Raw genomic sequence first — 20,908 nt, 5'->3', positions numbered from 1 at the left:
GGGTCATCTTGATAGAAGGGCTCCTAATAGCAAAAGTATGAAATTAAAAGCTTTGTTTGTTTGTAAAACAGTTTTGAAACAAAAAACCCTAACTTTAATAAATCCACATAAGTATATATAATTCTATTAGTTTTTATAATGTAATACTATCTTTGCAGCATGTTAGAAGATAAAAATAGACAAAAGACCTCTTTAGCGTCATTAGGAGAGTTTGGATTAATAGAGCATTTAACCAAACATTTTAAAATACAACACGCTACTACTGAGAAAGGTATTGGAGATGATTGTGCAGTATTGTCAAGTTCAGATAAACAAACGTTAATAACTACTGATTTATTAGTTGAAGGTGTGCATTTTGATCTTAGTTATGTGCCATTAAAACATTTAGGATATAAATCTGTAATGGTAAATCTTTCTGATGTTTATGCAATGAATGCAGAAGCAGAGCAAATTACAGTTTCAATTGCGGTTTCAAACCGTTTTCCTTTAGAAGCTATAGAAGAATTGTATTCAGGAATTCAATTAGCTTGTGATACTTACAATGTCGATTTAATTGGCGGAGATACTACTTCATCAACTAAAGGAATGTTAATTTCAATAACCGCAATTGGAAAAGCCAATAAAGAGGAAGTTGTTTATAGAAATGGAGCGAAGGCAAATGATTTAATTGTAGTGTCAGGTGATTTAGGAGCTGCGTATTTAGGATTACAAGTTTTAGAAAGAGAAAAACAAGTTTTTAAAGTGAATCCACAAAGTCAGCCAGATTTAGAACCGTACACGTATTTAGTAGAAAGACAATTAAAACCTGAGGCAAGAAAAGATATCCCAAGATTATTAAAAGAATTAGAAGTTCAACCAACTTCAATGATCGATGTTTCTGATGGATTATCTTCGGAAATTATGCATATCTGTACTCAAAGTAAAGTAGGATGTAATCTATTTGAAGAGAAACTTCCATTAGATCCTCAAGTGATTTCAACCTGTGAAGAGTTTAATATTGATTCTACAATGGTAGCTTTAAGTGGAGGTGAAGATTATGAATTATTATTCACGATCTCAATCGGTGATTTTGATAAGATTAAAGGGAATCCGAACCTTACTGTAATTGGTCATATTACAGAAGAAAATCAAGGGATGAACTTAATAACAAGAGCGAATCAATCTATTAAATTGAAAGCTCAAGGATGGAATTCTTTTGATGAAGAAAATGAATAATTATTGTGGTATAAAATTTGTATATTGCTTTTAACAATAATTAATAATAACAAAAAATTAAAAAGAAATGGGTTTATTTTCATTTATTAAAAACGCTGGAGCAAAAGTTTTTGGAATCGGAAAAACAACTGAGGAAGAAGCTGCAGAGAAGGCTGCAAAACTAGTTGATGCTGTAAATGCTTTAGAATTATCTGTTACTGACTTAAATGTTAGTGTTGATGATGACAAGGCTACAATTACTGGTGAAGCAGTTGATTTAGCAACTAAAGAAAAGGTTGTTTTAGTAGTTGGTAATACAGAAGGTATTGCAACTGTAGAAGATAACATGACTGTTGCTGAAGTTGAAGAAATTGCCGAAGAGGAAATGGCTCAATTTCACACAGTTGTTAGTGGAGATACTTTAGGTAAAATCGCCAAGGAATTTTACGGAGATGCAATGAAGTATCCTGTAATTTTTGAAGCTAACAAGCCAATGTTAAAACACCCAGACAGAATTTATCCAGGACAGGTTTTAAGAATCCCACCATTAGTGGACTAAGATAAATGAGATATAAAAACTTACTATACTAAATAGAGCATCGCCCAGCGCGGTGCTTTATTCTTTTATAGAATAGATTTTATTTTTTCGACAATAGTTTTAGGTTCTATTGTTCTCATCACATTTTCATAACCAGGAAAGGTTTTATTACCATAAATAGAACATGGAAGCTTAGGATATTTCTCTAAATCAGGAAGTATACAGTAATCTTCTGGTTGATTGAAAGGAGCAAAGCCAGCATATGGATGTGTGTTTCCCCAAACTGTTATAGTTTTAATGCCTTGCATTGCTGCAAAATGAGCATTACCACTATCCATAGAAAGCATAATATCTAAGTTAGAAATTAGATTTAGTTCTTCCTTTAAACCAGCTAATTTACCAGCTATAGAAATTACATTACCGAATTGATTGGCTATAGATTCTAATTGATCCATATCAGCTTTTCCACCAAATAAGAATATGGATACATCTTCTTTAGATAAATCCTTAATTACTTCTTTCATTAAATCATCAGGATACGTTTTTGAAGGAAAGGCAGCAAAAGGAGCGATTCCTATCCAAGAAGATGTTTTTTGACCAGTAACCTTTAAATTATTCTCACTTAGAGTTTCCTTTTTCGGAGTTTCTAAATTTTTAATTTTAATAGGAAACCCAATATTCTTTAAAACATCTGCGTAGCGTTGATGGCTTGTTTTTAATTGTTTAAAAATCTTGTTCGATTCTTTGGTCAATTCCTTCTTTTCTTTTCGGCCTTTATCAATTTTAGCCATTTTCACATTTGAAAAAATAGTAAACAAAGAACGAACTATTTTTGATCGCAAAACATTATGGAAATCCGCAAAGTGTGTGGGCTGTAAAGATTTTAACTCCTTAAATAATTTAACCAATCCTAATATTCCTTTGTGAGAATTGTTAGTGTCGGCTGTAAAAAACGTAACATTATCAATATTGTCAAACAAAGGCTTTAAAAAAGCTTTTGAAACAAAAGTAACTTTTACATCTGGGTGTTGTTTAACAAACGACTTTATAACGGGAACTGTCATTGCCACATCTCCCATAGCAGATAGTCTAAAAATTATAACGTGTGGTTGTTTCTTCAAGAGTTAGAAATTTACAGATCAAAAGTAAGCATAAAAAAATCCACTCTTTGAGTGGATTTTTAGTTTTCTATTTTGTGTTAGCTTAACAGAACTCGTCGTAAGCTTGAGTAAGATTTTCAGCGATCATTTGAGCCGAACGTCCTTCAATATGATGTCTTTCTAACATGTGTACTAACTTACCATCTTTGAATAATGCTACTGCAGGAGAAGATGGAGGAAAAGGAATCATATACTCACGAGCTTTAGCTGTAGACTCTTTTTCAACTCCAGCAAAAACTGTAGTTAAATGATCTGGCTTTTTATCTCCTAGAATAGAAGCAATTGTACCAGGCCTTGCTGTACCTGCTGCACAACCACAAACAGAGTTTACCATTACTAAAGTTGTTCCTTCTTTTGCTAAAGCAGTATCAACATCTTCAGCACTATATAAAGCTTCAAAACCAGCGTCAATTAATTGATCACGCATTGGTTTTACTAATTCTTCTGGATACATATTAATTATCTTTTTTTAGACTACAAAGATACTTATAATCTCATTATATTTGAAATTATTAAAAAAATAGAAATGGGAAATTTTACAAAGTGGTTGGGTGCAGGATTAGGCTTTACTTTAGGAGGTCCTATCGGAGCAATTATTGGTTATGCTATTGGTAGTGTTATTGATAGCGGTGTAAGTGTTCAGGAGTATAAGAGTGAGCAGGACGATTATAAAAGAAAGACTAAAAAGCGACCAAAAGTTAAATCTTCTACATCTGGTGATTTTGAAATAAGTTTATTGGTATTAGCATCAGTAGTTATTAAATCTGATGGAAATATTGATCAAAGAGAACTAGATTTTGTAAGATCTCATTTTATTGAATTATATGGAAAGGAAAGAGCAAATAGAGCTTTTAAATTATTTAATGGTGTAATTAAAAATGAAGTTTCTACAAGACAGGTTTGTATTCAGATTCGCGAACACATGTCGCATTCTTCAAGATTACAATTAATACATTTCTTATTTGGGATAGCAAAAGCAGATGAAGTAGTTACCGCTTCAGAAGAAGAAGTAATTAGAAAAATTGCAGGATATTTATATATCAATGATAGAGATTATGGTTCTATTAAGGCAATGTTCTATAACGAAGCTGATGCGGCGTACAAAATTCTTGAAATAGAAAAAGATGCATCAATTGATGAAATAAAAAAGGCTTACAGAAGAATGGCAAAGAAATTCCATCCTGATCGTTTACAAGATATAGGAGAAGAACATTTAAATGCAGCGAAGGAAAAATTTCAAAGTATTCAAAATGCTTACGAGAAATTAAAAGAAGAAAGAAATTTCTAATTTTTTTTCGAATAATAAAAAAAAAAAATTATATTAGTAACATAAAGCTACTGTAAAAGAGTGTTTAACAAAATTTCTTCCCAATGTAGTTTTATAGCGTCTATCCTCTAAAAATTATTTAAAAAGTTATCATTTTAATTAATAATTAACCCCCGTATATTATGGAATATAATTACTTTTTGATTAATGTCTTTTACAACTATTCAGAAAACAGCAAGAATACTATTTAATTTAGATTTTAACCTAATCTAAACTTAACTCACAATTTATAAAGATGATATCTAATCATTGGATACTTATATGTAGTGTCCAGTAGTTAATATTATATAAAAATATTTAAAAACCCCGCAATTGTAGGACTTTGGCGAGCACATACAAAAGCAGGGTAGTGAATAATAATCAATAAAAAATACTGATCATTATGTTTATATACTTAATGAAGAAATTTAGAACCTCAAATTTGTGGGAGATGGTTCTACGACTTCCTTACTTATTTTCTTTTCGAAGAATAACTATCAAAGAAAGTAAAGAATTAGCAAAAATCAAACAATTTGCAATTTTTAACATTAAAAAAAGAGAAATAGTATATGAATATAAAACTGTAAATAGTTGTATTAGGTTGTTGAAACACCTATTGTTAAAACGAATTGCAGTATTTCTATTACTATTTATTTCAGCAACTAATTTATTCAGTCAACAAGAATTGATTGATATTGACGGGAACAAAAACAATAAGGTAACCAAGAAAAAGAAGCACGAGAAAGTACTTTTTGAAAAAAATGATTTACTTAACTTCAACTACACAACAAATTATTTTGTTCAAAAAAATAAAAGAACTCTTTCCATAACTAAAACGAATGGAACATTTTCTCAGAGAATGCCAAGTCCGACGATCGATTTGGATGGGAATAATCCAGGTACTGGCTATGAAAGAACTATAACTCCTGAATATTTTACGATTTATAATACAGTTGTTGCTCCTGCCATAACTGCTGATGGTAATGTTATTGCTTCTGCGACAATTACATTTACTGGTGTTGTCGATTCTAATGAGAATATTTACATTAATGATGCAGATGCGACAGATGGAATACTTGGAGATGACGAAGAATATCGATTCACAGGAAGTGAATCTCATACACATACTTATGCTGGGATTCAGATTTCTGTATCTCGTATTGGAGCAACATTTACAATTACAAGAACTGGTGGAGGAACAATTCCGATTGCAACATTTTTAGCTTTTTTAGACGATTTTGATTATGGAAATGATAATGATGGAGTAAATATTTCGCCTCTGTATACGGAAGGAGTAAGAACCATGACTGTTGAAATTACGGATACAGGAGCATTAACAACATCTGCTCAAACTACCTTAAATGTTTATGATGCTATAGTTGCAGTAAATGATACAAATAGTGTTGCAGCAAATAATACAGGTACTATTGCAGGGAATGTATTATCAAATGAATCAGCTCCCAGAAATGGAACTTTATTAGTTAGCGAAGTAGATGTATATCCTGCGTCTGTTGGAAACTCTTATACCACGCTTTATGGTGCGATTACTATTAATTCTGATGGAAGTTATCTATATGATGTAGATGAGAATAATCCTGCAGTGACTGGATTAAGAAATGGCGAAAGTATTGATGATATCATATCTTACACAGTAGAAAGATCTGTAGAAAGCAGTATAAACGATTATGCATACTTAACGGTGACTATTAATGGTGTTACTGATTTACCTGATGCGATTGATAATGCAGATTCTGTAACAACTCTCGTAGAAATTAATGCTACCGGAAATGTAATAACCGATGTAGGTGCAGGAGGTGTTGATGTTATTGACAGAGGATTATCTGAATTAGTATGGGAAAATGAGTTTGTTGAAGATGGTTTTGGAACAGGAGTTTCTGCAGTAATAGGAGGAACAACAAGAACTATTGATGGAGTTCAACTAGATTTTTCAACTTCAGATCCCGATAATATTGGTACTACTTCAAACGAAAAAGTATTCATAACATTTACTAATGGAGGTCATACAGGATACTATAGATATGGTATTGATGCTACTACAAATCCATCAGCACCAGTTTCACTTACAATTGATTTTGATGAACCAGTTTTTAATTTAGGTTTTTTGGTTGTAGATATTGATTATTCTCAAGGGACTTCCTGGCAAGATCAAATACAAATACAAGGAACTTTGGCTGGTGCAACATCAAATTTTCATTATGTAACAACTGGAGGTGTGGTAGATGCGGGAAACAATACATTTTATGGAACGGGTACAGCCGTACCTGACGATGCAACTGGAAATGTAAATGTATTTTTTAATCAACCGATTGACAGATTGGTTTTAACTTACAACTATGGTCCGGATGCAACTGCAGCCGACCAAGGTGGACAAATTGCTGGTATTTCTGATATTTATTGGCAAGGCCAAGGAGCTATTTCTGTATCTGCAGTAGAAGGTGTAAATGGTAATGTTGGAACTACTGTTGCAGGAACGTATGGAAGTATTGTTATTAATGCAGATGGTAGTTATGATTATCAATTAGATTATTCAAATAATACTGTTTTAAACCTTTTAGCCACAGATACACCTTTAACTGATACATTTCAGTATACATTATCTGATGGATTAGGTGGTTTTGATAGTGCTGATTTAGTCATCACAATTACTGGTGGTGGAATTGATTCAGATGGTGATGGAATTGCTAATAATATTGATTTAGATGATGATAATGACGGAATTATAGATAGTGAAGAGTGCAGTTCAATAATTGACTTTTCAGGAGGATTAACTTTTACGAATCAAGCAATAGGAAATGTTTCTGTTGATGGAACATTTGTAAGTCAGGTGTCTTTAACACCTGATGGTAATTCTTCAGGAGATATAAGATTAGGTGATGACCAAGCTTCAACACCAAATCCACCTGACGTAGAAATCGGAGATGAATATAGAGTAGATTTTTCATCTGCTGTTGAGGTTATTGTTAGAGGAGCTGAATTAATAGGTGGTGAATTTGATAATGGAGCTGGTGGCGGAGATGAATTAAGATTTGAAGCTACTGGAGGTTTTGTTGTTTATGATCCAGATGGACAATTAAATATACAGTCACAAAGTTCTAGTCATATTGAAATTAGACCAACTTTATTAATGGCAGCAGGAGCTGGAACTTGGGAAATAAGATCTTTAAATAACGTTTCAACTTTAACCATAAAAGCAAGTGGAAATCCAAGGGTTCCTTTTAATCTTGGTTTTTGTCCTGATACAGATGGAGATGGAACATCAGATTATTTAGATTTAGATTCTGATAATGATGGATGTAATGATGTTGTAGAGTCAGGTGGTCAAGATACTGTTTTAGTTGACGGTCGTTTAGATGGTCATCCAACAGTTGATGCAATTGGAACAGCTACTGTTGGTCAGGTAACTAGTGGTTCAAGTATAGGAGGCTATAATGGATTAAATGGTGATGAAATCGTTGCAACAACTGTTGCTGTTGATAATACACTATTAATTAGTCAATTGGTAGATTCTGATGAGATGGCAGTTTTTCAAGCTACAGCAGCTAATGCAACGAATACTTCTGTCTTCTCAGGAGGGACTCCAGATTATTCCTCAGGAAGTTCTTCTAATTCTGGAATTAATTTTCAATGGTATGTTGGAGATCCTAGTTCAGGTGGAGTTGCAATTAATGCTTCTGATACAAATTATAGTGGAGAAGATTCAATAGTGTTAACTATTGATGATGTTTCGGCTCTTGATGGCACCGAATATTATTTAGTGGTTACACACGATGATAATGTTTGTATTGAAATAATAAATAGTGCCACGTTAAATGTTGAACAAGTTCCAACTGCTACAGATGATACGGCTACAGTCAATGAGGATGCTAGTACAACGATTACCGTAAGCACTAATGATGATATTGGTGGAGATGGCGGAGATGGAGAAGACTACAGTTTAACTAGTGGTCCATCTAATGGTTCGGTAACAGAGACTTCAGACGGAGTATTTGTCTACACACCAAACGCTGACTTTAACGGAACTGATTCATTCACATATACCATCACAGATGCAGACGGAGATACAGATACAGCAACTGTTGTCATTACAGTAAACTCAGTAGACGATGCACCAGATGCAGTAGATGATACAGCTACAGTAAATGAGGACGCAAGTACGACTATTATAGTAAGCACTAATGATGATATTGGTGGAGATGGTGGAGACGGAGAAGACTACAGTTTAACAAGTGGTCCATCTAATGGTACAGTAACAGAGACTTCAGACGGAGTATTTGTATACACGCCAAACGCTGACTTTAACGGAACAGATTCATTCACATATACAATTACAGATGCAGACGGAGATACAGATACAGCTACAGTAGTAATTACTGTAAACTCAGTAGATGACGCTCCAACTGCTACAGATGATACGGCTACAGTCAATGAGGATGCAAGTACGACTATTACCGTAAGCACTAATGATGATATTGGTGGAGATGGTGGAGATGGAGAAGACTACAGTTTAACAAGTGGTCCATCTAATGGTACAGTAACAGAGACTTCAGACGGAGTATTTGTATACACGCCAAACGCTGACTTTAACGGAACAGATTCATTCACATATACAATTACAGATGCAGACGGAGATACAGATACAGCAACTGTTGTAATTACTGTAAACTCAGTAGATGATGTACCAACTGCTACAGATGATACAGCTACAGTAAATGAGGATGCAAGTACGACTATTACCGTAAGCACTAATGATGATATTGGTGGAGATGGTGGAGATGGAGAAGACTACAGTTTAACTAGTGGTCCATCTAATGGTTCGGTAACAGAGACTTCAGACGGAGTATTTGTATACACACCAAACGCTGACTTTAACGGAACAGATTCATTCACATATACCATCACAGATGCAGACGGAGACACAGATACAGCAACTGTTGTCATTACTGTAAACTCAGTAGATGACGCTCCAGATGCGATTGATGATACGGCTACAGTAAATGAGGATGCTTCTACAACGATTACCGTAAGCACTAATGATGATATTGGTGGAGATGGTGGAGACGGAGAAGACTACAGTTTAACAAGTGGTCCATCTAATGGTACGGTAACAGAGACTTCAGACGGAGTATTTGTATACACACCAAATGCTGACTTTAACGGAACAGATTCATTCACATATACAATTACTGATGCTGATGGAGATACAGATACAGCAACTGTTGTAATTACAGTAAGCTCAGTAGATGACGCTCCAACTGCTACAGATGATACAGCTACAGTAAATGAGGATGCAAGTACGACTATTACCGTAAGCACTAATGATGATATTGGTGGAGATGGTGGAGATGGAGAAGACTACAGTTTAACTAGTGGTCCATCTAATGGTACAGTAACAGAGACTTCAGACGGAGTATTTGTATACACACCAAACGCTGACTTTAACGGAACAGATTCATTCACATATACAATTACAGATGCAGACGGAGATACAGATACAGCAACTGTTGTCATTACTGTAAACTCAGTAGATGATGTACCAACTGCTACAGATGATACAGCTACAGTAAATGAGGATGCAAGTACGACTATTACGGTAAGCACTAATGATGATATTGGTGGAGACGGCGGAGACGGAGAAGACTACAGTTTAACTAGTGGTCCATCTAATGGTACGGTAACAGAGACTTCAGATGGAGTATTTGTATACACACCAAACGCTGACTTTAACGGAACTGATTCATTCACATATACCATCACAGATGCAGACGGAGATACAGATACAGCTACTGTTGTCATTACTGTAAACTCAGTAGATGATGTACCAACTGCTACAGATGATACGGCTACAGTAAATGAGGATGCTTCTACAACGATTACCGTAAGCACTAATGATGATATTGGTGGCGATGGTGGAGATGGAGAAGACTACAGTTTAACAAGTGGTCCATCAAACGGTGTCTTAACGGAGACTTCCGATGGAGTATTTGTATACACACCAAACGCTGACTTTAATGGAATAGATTCATTTACATATACGATCACAGATGTTGACGGCGATATAGATACAGCAACAGTTACTATTACGGTTGTACCAGATATAAATTTGGATACGGATAATGATGGTATTACTGATGTTAATGATTTAGATGATGATAACGATGGTATTTTAGATACTAATGAAGGATGTTTAACTTCTGAACAAATTGTTGCAGACCTTAATTTTAGTGGAGATGCAGCTACAATCAGTACAACTGAGTTTAGACTAACTAGGGACGTAGGCGTTGTTGCTGGTTCTGCACAATCTAGATCTACAATAAATTTTAATCAAGATTTTACGTTTTCTTTTGAGATAAATTTAGGTGTGAAGGATGTAAATGGTGCTGATGGAATGGCTTTTATACTTCATAATTCTCCAGCAGGAGAGAATGCAATAGGTAATTCAGGACCTGGGTTAGGTGCTGGAGGGATAGCCAATGGAATTGTTATCGAATTTGATACCTATGCAGAATCTGGAAATGTTACTGGCTTTGGAGATGTGTTGAATACTTCAATAGATCATACTAGGATTTGGGATTCTGATACTGGAGATTCACAAGAGCCTGGATTGTCACCCCCAACATATTTAACACCAGAAGCAACAATTGGAAATATTGAAGATGGTATCTGGCATAATGTTGTTGTTTATTGGAATTCTACAACGAACACATTATCTTATACGTTTGACGGGAATATAGTTGGAGTACTTACTGGTAATTTGCCTGCATTATACTTTAACGGAGGTACTGATATTTATTATGGTTTTACGGCTTCTACAGGAGGTCTTTCCAATGAACATCGAGTTCGTAATATAAAAACTACTTGTACACAAGATTCAGATGGCGATGGTACACCAGATTATTTGGATTTGGATAGCGATAATGATGGTTGTAATGATGTATTAGAATCTGGTGGTACGGATGGTAATAGTGATGGAAGATTAGATGGCCATCCAATAGTCGATAACTTAGCTTCAGCAACACCAGGCCAAGTCACAGGAGGATTATTAGTTGGTGGTTATGATGGTGCAAGAACAGATACTTCTTCTTCAATTAATTACCAATGGCCGAGTTCACTTGCTATAAATGTAAATGAGAAGATTCAGATGTTTTAATAATTAATAATGTTACTGGTTTAGATGGTACGACTTTTTATTACCATGATAATAATTTATGCAAATATTGTAATGATGATATTGGTGGAGATGGGATGCAAGTACGGAGACTAATGATGATATTGAATGACTACAGTTTAACTAGTGGTCCATCTAATGGTACAGTAACAGAGACTTCAGACGGAGTATTTGTATATACGCCAAATGCTGACTTTAACGGAACAGATTCATTCACATATACCATCACAGATGCAGACGGAGACACAGATACAGCAACAGTAGTGATTACTGTAAACTCAGTAGATGACGCACCAGATGCAGTAGATGATACAGCAACTGTAAATGAGGATGCAAGTACGACTATTACCGTAAGCACTAATGATGATATTGGTGGAGATGGTGGAGATGGAGAAGACTACAGTTTAACTAGTGGTCCATCTAATGGTACGGTAACAGAGACTTCAGACGGAGTATTTGTATACACGCCAAACGCTGACTTTAACGGAACTGATTCATTCACATATACAATCACAGATGCTGATGGAGATACTGATACAGCTACTGTAGTAATTACTGTAAACTCAGTAGATGATGTACCAACTGCTACAGATGATACGGCTACAGTAAATGAGGATGCTTCTACAACGATTACCGTAAGCACTAATGATGATATTGGTGGAGATGGCGGAGACGGAGAAGACTACAGTTTAACTAGTGGTCCATCTAATGGTACGGTAACAGAGACTTCAGACGGAGTATTTGTATACTCGCCAAATGCTGACTTTAACGGAACAGACAGTTTCACATATACGATCACAGATGCAGACGGAGACACAGATACAGCTACAGTAGTAATTACAGTAAATTCAGTAGACGATGTACCAACTGCTACAGATGATACAGCTACAGTAAATGAGGATGCAAGTACGACTATTACCGTAAGCACTAATGATGATATTGGTGGAGATGGTGGAGATGGAGAAGACTACAGTTTAACAAGTGGTCCATCTAATGGTACCGTAACAGAGACTTCAGACGGAGTATTTGTATACACGCCAAACGCTGACTTTAACGGAACAGATTCATTCACATATACCATCACAGATGCAGACGGAGACACAGATACAGCAACTGTTGTCATTACTGTAAACTCAGTAGATGACGCACCAGATGCAGTAGATGATACAGCTACAGTAAATGAGGATGCAAGTACGACTATTACCGTAAGCACTAATGATGATATTGGTGGAGATGGTGGAGATGGAGAAGACTACAGTTTAACAAGTGGTCCATCTAATGGTACAGTAACAGAGACTTCAGACGGAGTATTTGTATACACGCCAAACGCTGACTTTAACGGAACAGATTCATTCACATATACCATCACAGATGCAGATGGAGACACAGATACAGCAACTGTTGTCATTACTGTAAACTCAGTAGATGACGCACCAGATGCAGTAGATGATACGGCTACAGTAAATGAGGATGCAAGTACGACTATTACCGTAAGCACTAATGATGATATTGGTGGAGACGGCGGAGATGGAGAAGACTACAGTTTAACTAGTGGTCCATCTAATGGTACGGTAACAGAGACTTCAGACGGAGTATTTGTATACTCGCCAAACGCTGACTTTAACGGAACAGATTCATTCACATATACCATCACAGATGCAGACGGAGACACAGATACGGCTACAGTAGTAATTACTGTAAACTCAGTAGATGACGCACCAGATGCAGTAGATGATACAGCTACAGTAAATGAGGATGCAAGTACGACTATTACCGTAAGCACTAATGATGATATTGGTGGAGATGGTGGAGATGGAGAAGACTACAGTTTAACTAGTGGTCCATCTAATGGTACGGTAACAGAGACTTCAGACGGAGTATTTGTGTACACGCCAAACGCTGACTTTAACGGAACAGATTCATTCACATATACAATCACAGATGCAGACGGAGATACTGATACAGCTACAGTAGTAATTACTGTAAACTCAGTAGATGATGTACCAACTGCTACAGATGATACAGCTACAGTAAATGAGGATGCAAGTACGACTATTACCGTAAGCACTAATGATGATATTGGTGGAGATGGCGGAGATGGAGAAGACTACAGTTTAACAAGTGGTCCATCTAATGGTACGGTAACAGAGACTTCAGACGGAGTATTTGTATACACGCCAAACGCTGACTTTAACGGAACTGATTCATTCACATATACCATCACAGATGCAGATGGAGATACTGATACAGCTACAGTAGTAATTACTGTAAACTCAGTAGATGACGCTCCAACTGCTACAGATGATACGGCTACAGTAAATGAGGATGCTTCTACAACGATTACCGTAAGCACTAATGATGATATTGGTGGAGATGGCGGAGACGGAGAAGATTACAGTTTAACAAGTGGTCCATCAAATGGTACAGTAACAGAGACTTCAGATGGAGTATTTGTATACACACCAAACGCTGACTTTAATGGAACAGACAGTTTCACATATACAATCACAGATGCTGACGGAGACACTGATACGGCTACAGTAGTAATTACTGTAAACTCAGTAGATGACGCTCCAACTGCTACAGATGATACGGCTACAGTAAATGAGGATGCTTCTACAACGATTACCGTAAGCACTAATGATGATATTGGTGGAGATGGTGGAGACGGAGAAGACTACAGTTTAACAAGTGGTCCATCTAATGGTACGGTAACAGAGACTTCAGACGGAGTATTTGTATACACGCCAAACGCTGACTTTAATGGAACAGATTCATTCACATATACCATCACAGATGCAGACGGAGATACAGATACAGCAACTGTTGTCATTACAGTAAACTCAGTAGATGACGCTCCAGATGCAGTAGATGATACGGCTACAGTAAATGAGGATGCAAGTACGACTATTACCGTAAGCACTAATGATGATATTGGTGGCGATGGTGGAGACGGAGAAGACTACAGTTTAACTAGTGGTCCATCTAATGGTACAGTAACAGAGACTTCAGACGGAGTATTTGTATATTCGCCAAATGCTGACTTTAACGGAACAGACAGTTTCACATATACCATCACAGATGCAGATGGAGATACTGATACAGCAACTGTTGTCATTACTGTAAACTCAGTAGATGATGTACCAACTGCTACAGATGATACGGCAACCGTAAATGAGGATGCAAGTACGACTATTACAGTAAGCACTAATGATGATATTGGTGGAGATGGCGGCGACGGAGAAGACTACAGTTTAACTAGTGGTCCATCTAATGGTACGGTAACAGAGACTTCAGACGGAGTATTTGTATACACGCCAAATGCTGACTTTAACGGAACAGATTCATTCACATATACCATCACAGATGCAGATGGAGATACTGATACAGCTACTGTAGTAATTACTGTAAACTCAGTAGATGATGTACCAACTGCTACAGATGATACGGCTACAGTAAATGAGGATGCTTCTACAACGATTACCGTAAGCACTAATGATGATATTGGTGGAGATGGCGGAGACGGAGAAGACTACAGTTTAACTAGTGGTCCATCTAATGGTACGGTAACAGAGACTTCAGACGGAGTATTTGTATACACACCAAACGCTGACTTTAACGGAACAGATTCATTCACATATACGATCACAGATGCTGATGGAGATACAGATACGGCTACAGTAGTAATTACAGTAAATTCAGTAGATGATGTACCAACTGCTACAGATGATACAGCTACAGTAAATGAGGATGCAAGTACGACTATTACCGTAAGCACTAATGATGATATTGGTGGAGACGGCGGAGATGGAGAAGACTACAGTTTAACAAGTGGTCCATCTAATGGTACGGTAACAGAGACTTCAGACGGAGTATTTGTATACACGCCAAACGCTGACTTTAACGGAACTGATTCATTCACATATACAATCACAGATGCTGATGGAGATACTGATACAGCTACTGTAGTAATTACTGTAAACTCAGTAGATGATGTACCAACTGCTACAGATGATACGGCTACAGTAAATGAGGATGCTTCTACAACGATTACCGTAAGCACTAATGATGATATTGGTGGAGATGGCGGAGACGGAGAAGACTACAGTTTAACTAGTGGTCCATCTAATGGTACGGTAACAGAGACTTCAGACGGAGTATTTGTATACTCGCCAAATGCTGACTTTAACGGAACAGACAGTTTCACATATACGATCACAGATGCAGACGGAGACACAGATACAGCTACAGTAGTAATTACAGTAAATTCAGTAGACGATGTACCAACTGCTACAGATGATACAGCTACAGTAAATGAGGATGCAAGTACGACTATTACCGTAAGCACTAATGATGATATTGGTGGAGACGGCGGAGATGGAGAAGACTACAGTTTAACAAGTGGTCCATCTAATGGTACGGTAACAGAGACTTCAGACGGAGTATTTGTATACTCGCCAAATGCTGACTTTAACGGAACAGATTCATTCACATATACCATCACAGATGCAGACGGAGACACAGATACTGCTACAGTAGTAATTACTGTAAACTCAGTAGATGATGTACCAACTGCTACAGATGATACGGCTACAGTAAATGAGGATGCAAGTACGACTATTACCGTAAGCACTAATGATGATATTGGTGGCGATGGTGGAGACGGAGAAGACTACAGTTTAACAAGTGGTCCATCTAATGGTACAGTAACAGAGACTTCAGACGGAGTATTTGTATACACGCCAAATGCTGACTTTAACGGAACAGATTCATTCACATATACGATCACAGATGCAGATGGAGATACTGATACAGCTACAGTTGTAATTACAGTGGCAAGCGTAGACGACGCTCCAGATGCAGTAGATGATACGGCTACAGTAAATGAGGATGCAAGTACGACTATTACCGTAAGCACTAATGATGATATTGGTGGAGATGGCGGAGACGGAGAAGACTACAGTTTAACAAGTGGTCCATCAAATGGTACAGTAACAGAGACTTCAGACGGAGTATTTGTATACACACCAAACGCTGACTTTAATGGAACTGATTCATTCACATATACGATCACAGATGCAGATGGAGATACTGATACAGCAACTGTTGTCATTACAGTAAACTCAGTAGATGACGCTCCAGATGCAGTAGATGATACAGCTACAGTAAATGAGGATGCAAGTACGACTATTACCGTAAGCACTAATGATGATATTGGTGGCGATGGTGGAGACGGAGAAGACTACAGTTTAACTAGTGGTCCATCTAATGGTACAGTAACAGAGACTTCAGACGGAGTATTTGTATATTCGCCAAATGCTGACTTTAACGGAACTGATTCATTCACATATACCATCACAGATGCAGACGGAGATACAGATACAGCAACTGTTGTCATTACTGTAAACTCAGTAGATGATGTACCAACTGCTACAGATGATACAGCAACTGTAAATGAGGATGCAAGTACGACTATTACCGTAAGCACTAATGATGATATTGGTGGAGATGGCGGAGACGGAGAAGACTACAGTTTAACAAGTGGTCCATCTAATGGTACGGTAACAGAGACTTCAGACGGAGTATTTGTATACACGCCAAACGCTGACTTTAACGGAACAGATTCATTCACATATACAATCACAGATGCAGATGGAGATACTGATACAGCTACTGTAGTAATTACTGTAAACTCAGTAGATGATGTACCAACTGCTACAGATGATACGGCTACAGTAAATGAGGATGCTTCTACAACGATTACCGTAAGCACTAATGATGATATTGGTGGAGATGGCGGAGACGGAGAAGACTACAGTTTAACAAGTGGTCCATCTAATGGTACAGTAACAGAGACTTCAGACGGAGTATTTGTATACACGCCAAACGCTGACTTTAACGGAACAGATTCATTCACATATACGATCACAGATGCAGATGGAGATACAGATACAGCAACTGTTGTCATTACTGTAAACTCAGTAGATGATGTACCAACTGCTACAGATGATACAGCTACAGTAAATGAGGATGCAAGTACGACTATTACCGTAAGCACTAATGATGATATTGGTGGAGATGGTGGAGATGGAGAAGACTACAGTTTAACTAGTGGTCCATCTAATGGTACGGTAACAGAGACTTCAGACGGAGTATTTGTATACACGCCAAACGCTGACTTTAACGGAACAGATTCATTCACATATACCATCACAGATGCAGACGGAGACACAGATACAGCAACTGTTGTCATTACTGTAAACTCAGTAGATGACGCTCCAGATGCGATTGATGATACGGCTACAGTAAATGAGGATGCTTCTACAACGATTACCGTAAGCACTAATGATGATATTGGTGGAGATGGTGGAGACGGAGAAGACTACAGTTTAACAAGTGGTCCATCTAATGGTACGGTAACAGAGACTTCAGACGGAGTATTTGTATACACGCCAAACGCTGACTTTAACGGAACTGATAGTTTCACATATACAATCACAGATGCTGATGGAGATACAGATACAGCAACTGTTGTCATTACAGTAAACTCAGTAGATGACACTCCAGATGCAGTAGATGATACGGCTACAGTAAATGAGGATGCTTCTACAACAATTACCGTAAGCACTAATGATGATATTGGTGGTGACGGCGGAGACGGAGAAGACTACAGTTTAACAAGTGGTCCATCAAATGGTACAGTAACAGAGACTTCAGACGGAGTATTTGTATACACGCCAAACGCTGACTTTAACGGAACAGATTCATTCACATATACCATCACAGATGCAGACGGAGACACAGATACTGCTACAGTAGTAATTACTGTAACCCCTACACCAGATGCAGTTGATGATACGGCTACGGTTTCAGAGGATGATATGGTTGATATTGATATTACCGCTAATGATGGAGATGTTCCTAGTGATGGTACATTAGATGTTTCAGATCCAGCTAATGGTACAGTAACGATAGATGATGGCGGCACACCAGATGATCCGAGTGACGATATTGTAACTTATATTCCAGATGCTGATTTTAATGGCACAGATACATTCAATTATACAATTTGTGATAATGCAAGTCCAGCGAACTGTTCAACAGCTACAGTTACGATTACAGTAACCCCTACACCAGATGCAGTAGATGATACGGCTACGGTTTCTGAGGATGATATGGTTGATATTGATATTACCGCTAATGATGGAGATGTTCCTAGTGATGGTACATTAGATGTTTCAGATCCAGCTAATGGTACAGTAACGATAGATGATGGCGGCACACCAGATGATCCGAGTGACGATATTGTAACTTATATTCCAGATGCTGATTTTAATGGTACGGATACATTCAATTATACAATTTGTGATAATGCAAGTCCAGCGAACTGTTCAACAGCTACAGTAGTAATTACTGTAACCCCTACACCAGATGCAGTTGATGATACGGCTACGGTTTCAGAGGATGATATGGTTGATATTGATATCACATTAAATGATGGAGATGTTCCTAGTGATGGTACATTAGATGTTTCAGATCCAGCCAATGGTACAGTAACGATAGATGATGGCGGTACACCAGATGATCCGAGTGATGATATTGTGACGTATATACCAGATGTTGATTTTAATGGTACGGATACATTCAATTATACAATTTGTGATAATGCAAGTCCAGCGAACTGTTCAACAGGAACAGTTACGATTACAGTAACCCCTACACCAGATACAGTTGATGATACGGCTACGGTTTCAGAGGATGATATGGTTGATATTGATATTACCGCTAATGATGGAGATGTTCCTAGTGATGGTACATTAGATGTTTCAGATCCAGCCAATGGTACAGTAACGATAGATGATGGCGGTACCCCAGATGATCCGAGTGATGATATTGTGACGTATATTCCAGATGCTGATTTTAATGGCACAGATACATTCAATTATACAATTTGTGATAATGCAAGTCCAGCGAACTGTTCAACAGGAACAGTTACGATTACAGTAACACCTACACCAGATGCAGTTGATGATACGGCTACGGTTTCAGAAGATGATATGGTTGATATTGATATTACCGCTAATGATGGAGATGTTCCTAGTGATGGTACATTAGATGTTTCAGATCCAGCTAATGGTACAGTAACGATAGATGATGGCGGCACACCAGATGATCCGAGTGACGATATTGTAACTTATATTCCAGATGCTGATTTTAATGGCACAGATACATTCAATTATACAATTTGTGATAATGCAAGTCCAGCGAACTGTTCAACAGCTACAGTTACGATTACAGTAACACCTACACCAGATGCAGTTGATGATACGGCTACGGTTTCAGAGGATGATATGGTTGATATTGATATCACATTAAATGATGGAGATGTTCCTAGTGATGGTACATTAGATGTTTCAGATCCAGCTAATGGTACAGTAACAATAGATGACGGCGGTACCCCAGATGATCCGAGTGATGATATTGTGACGTATATTCCAGATGCTGATTTTAATGGTACGGATACATTCAATTATACAATTTGTGATAATGCAAGTCCAGCGAACTGTTCAACAGCTACAGTTACGATTACGGTAATACCAGTTGATGAAGCTCCAATAGCAGTTGATGATACAGCTACGGTTGCGGAAGATGATATGGTTGATATTGATATTTATGCAAATGACACCAATGTTCCTGATAATGGTACTTTAACGGTTACAAATCCAATTAATGGTACGGTAACGATAGATGATGGCGGTACCCCAGATGATCCGAGTGATGATATTGTGACCTATATTCCAGATGCCGATTTTAATGGAACAGATACCTTTACCTATACTGTTTGTGATAATGCGAGTCCAGCAAATTGTACTACAGCTACAGTTACGATTACAGTAATTCCAACACCGGATGCTGTTGACGATACCGCCACTACCAATGCAGGTGAAGATGTAAATATTGATGTTACAGATAATGATAATGATATTCCTGATGATGGAACTATTGATGTGACTGATCCAGGTGATGGTACTGTTGATGTAGATGATGGAGGAACACCGAATGATCCTAGTGATGATATTATTATCTACACACCGAATGATGGATTTAGTGGAACAGATACCTTTACCTATACTATTTGTGATAATTTAGTACCTCAAAATTGTACTACAGCTACGGTTACAGTTGTTGTACTACCGACAGAAACCTGTCTGTCACCATACAATTTAATGTCACCAGGAGATGGTAATACAGAGAATGAGTTCTTTTTTATACCTTGTATTGATAGTCCAGAGTATGCTAACAACACGGTTGAGATCTTTAACAGATGGGGTAATACGGTTTATAAGATCAGTGGTTATAGTAATACAGATTCCTCGAGAAGATTTGAAGGGATTTCTAATGGTAGAGCTACGATAAGTGTTGATGAGAAGTTACCAGTAGGAACGTATTACTATGTGATTGATCCAGGAAATGGAGAATCAGCACGAACAGGATGGTTATATATAAATAAGTAAGCATAAGAA

General features: G+C 37.3%; 7 protein-coding genes. 5 read left to right on the top strand and 2 right to left on the bottom strand.

Annotated features, from left to right (window positions below):
* The first annotated feature begins 159 nt into the window (after window positions 1-159).
* Window positions 160-1,215: a thiamine-phosphate kinase gene (thiL, locus tag ABNT61_RS10035; protein WP_348711311.1), complete on the top strand. Its 1,056-nt coding sequence runs from the start codon at window positions 160-162 to the stop codon at window positions 1,213-1,215.
* Window positions 1,216-1,282: 67 nt separating this feature from the next.
* Window positions 1,283-1,753 carry a peptidoglycan-binding protein LysM gene (gene lysM, locus ABNT61_RS10030; RefSeq protein ID WP_348743094.1) on the top strand — a complete coding sequence of 157 codons (471 nt, stop codon included), beginning with the start codon at window positions 1,283-1,285 and terminating at the stop codon, window positions 1,751-1,753.
* Window positions 1,754-1,818: 65 nt separating this feature from the next.
* On the opposite strand, the gene ABNT61_RS10025 is transcribed toward lysM, so the two are convergent.
* Together ABNT61_RS10025 and ABNT61_RS10020 are read right to left on the bottom strand one after the other, a co-directional pair.
* A complete protein-coding gene (locus ABNT61_RS10025) occupies window positions 1,819-2,853 on the bottom strand; it encodes a glycosyltransferase family 9 protein (RefSeq protein ID WP_348743093.1) in 1,035 nt (344 codons plus the stop codon).
* Window positions 2,854-2,935: 82 nt separating this feature from the next.
* Window positions 2,936-3,346, bottom strand: a complete 411-nt coding sequence (locus ABNT61_RS10020; protein WP_348711315.1) for a BrxA/BrxB family bacilliredoxin — start codon at window positions 3,344-3,346, stop codon at window positions 2,936-2,938.
* Between the two features lie 72 nt (window positions 3,347-3,418).
* On the opposite strand from ABNT61_RS10020, the gene ABNT61_RS10015 reads away from it, so the two are divergent.
* From ABNT61_RS10015 to ABNT61_RS10005, 3 genes are all read left to right on the top strand, one after another.
* Window positions 3,419-4,180 carry a TerB family tellurite resistance protein gene (locus ABNT61_RS10015; RefSeq protein WP_348721802.1) on the top strand — a complete coding sequence of 254 codons (762 nt, stop codon included), beginning with the start codon at window positions 3,419-3,421 and terminating at the stop codon, window positions 4,178-4,180.
* A 469-nt stretch (window positions 4,181-4,649) separates the two neighbouring features.
* Window positions 4,650-11,366, top strand: a complete 6,717-nt coding sequence (locus ABNT61_RS10010) for an Ig-like domain-containing protein (RefSeq protein ID WP_348743092.1) — start codon at window positions 4,650-4,652, stop codon at window positions 11,364-11,366.
* Window positions 11,367-11,479: 113 nt separating this feature from the next.
* Window positions 11,480-20,899 (top strand): Ig-like domain-containing protein, encoded by a 9,420-nt coding sequence (locus ABNT61_RS10005; RefSeq protein WP_348743091.1) that lies wholly within the window; start codon window positions 11,480-11,482, stop codon window positions 20,897-20,899.
* Window positions 20,900-20,908: the final 9 nt, after the last annotated feature.

The sequence above is a fragment of the Tenacibaculum sp. 190524A05c genome, assembly GCF_964036595.1.
In the GTDB taxonomy this organism is placed as follows: domain Bacteria; phylum Bacteroidota; class Bacteroidia; order Flavobacteriales; family Flavobacteriaceae; genus Polaribacter; species Polaribacter platacis.
Note: the sequence above shows the minus strand (reverse complement) of the source record. Positions and strands in the feature narration are given on the sequence as shown.

Coding starts and splice junctions, on each gene's coding strand:
- ABNT61_RS10010 (WP_348743092.1), top strand. CDS start 4,650: ATGGTTCTACGACTTCCTTACTTATTTTCTTTTCGAAGAATAACTATC.
- lysM (WP_348743094.1), top strand. CDS start 1,283: ATGGGTTTATTTTCATTTATTAAAAACGCTGGAGCAAAAGTTTTTGGA.
- ABNT61_RS10020 (WP_348711315.1), bottom strand. CDS start 3,346: ATGTATCCAGAAGAATTAGTAAAACCAATGCGTGATCAATTAATTGAC.
- ABNT61_RS10015 (WP_348721802.1), top strand. CDS start 3,419: ATGGGAAATTTTACAAAGTGGTTGGGTGCAGGATTAGGCTTTACTTTA.
- thiL (WP_348711311.1), top strand. CDS start 160: ATGTTAGAAGATAAAAATAGACAAAAGACCTCTTTAGCGTCATTAGGA.
- ABNT61_RS10005 (WP_348743091.1), top strand. CDS start 11,480: ATGATGATATTGAATGACTACAGTTTAACTAGTGGTCCATCTAATGGT.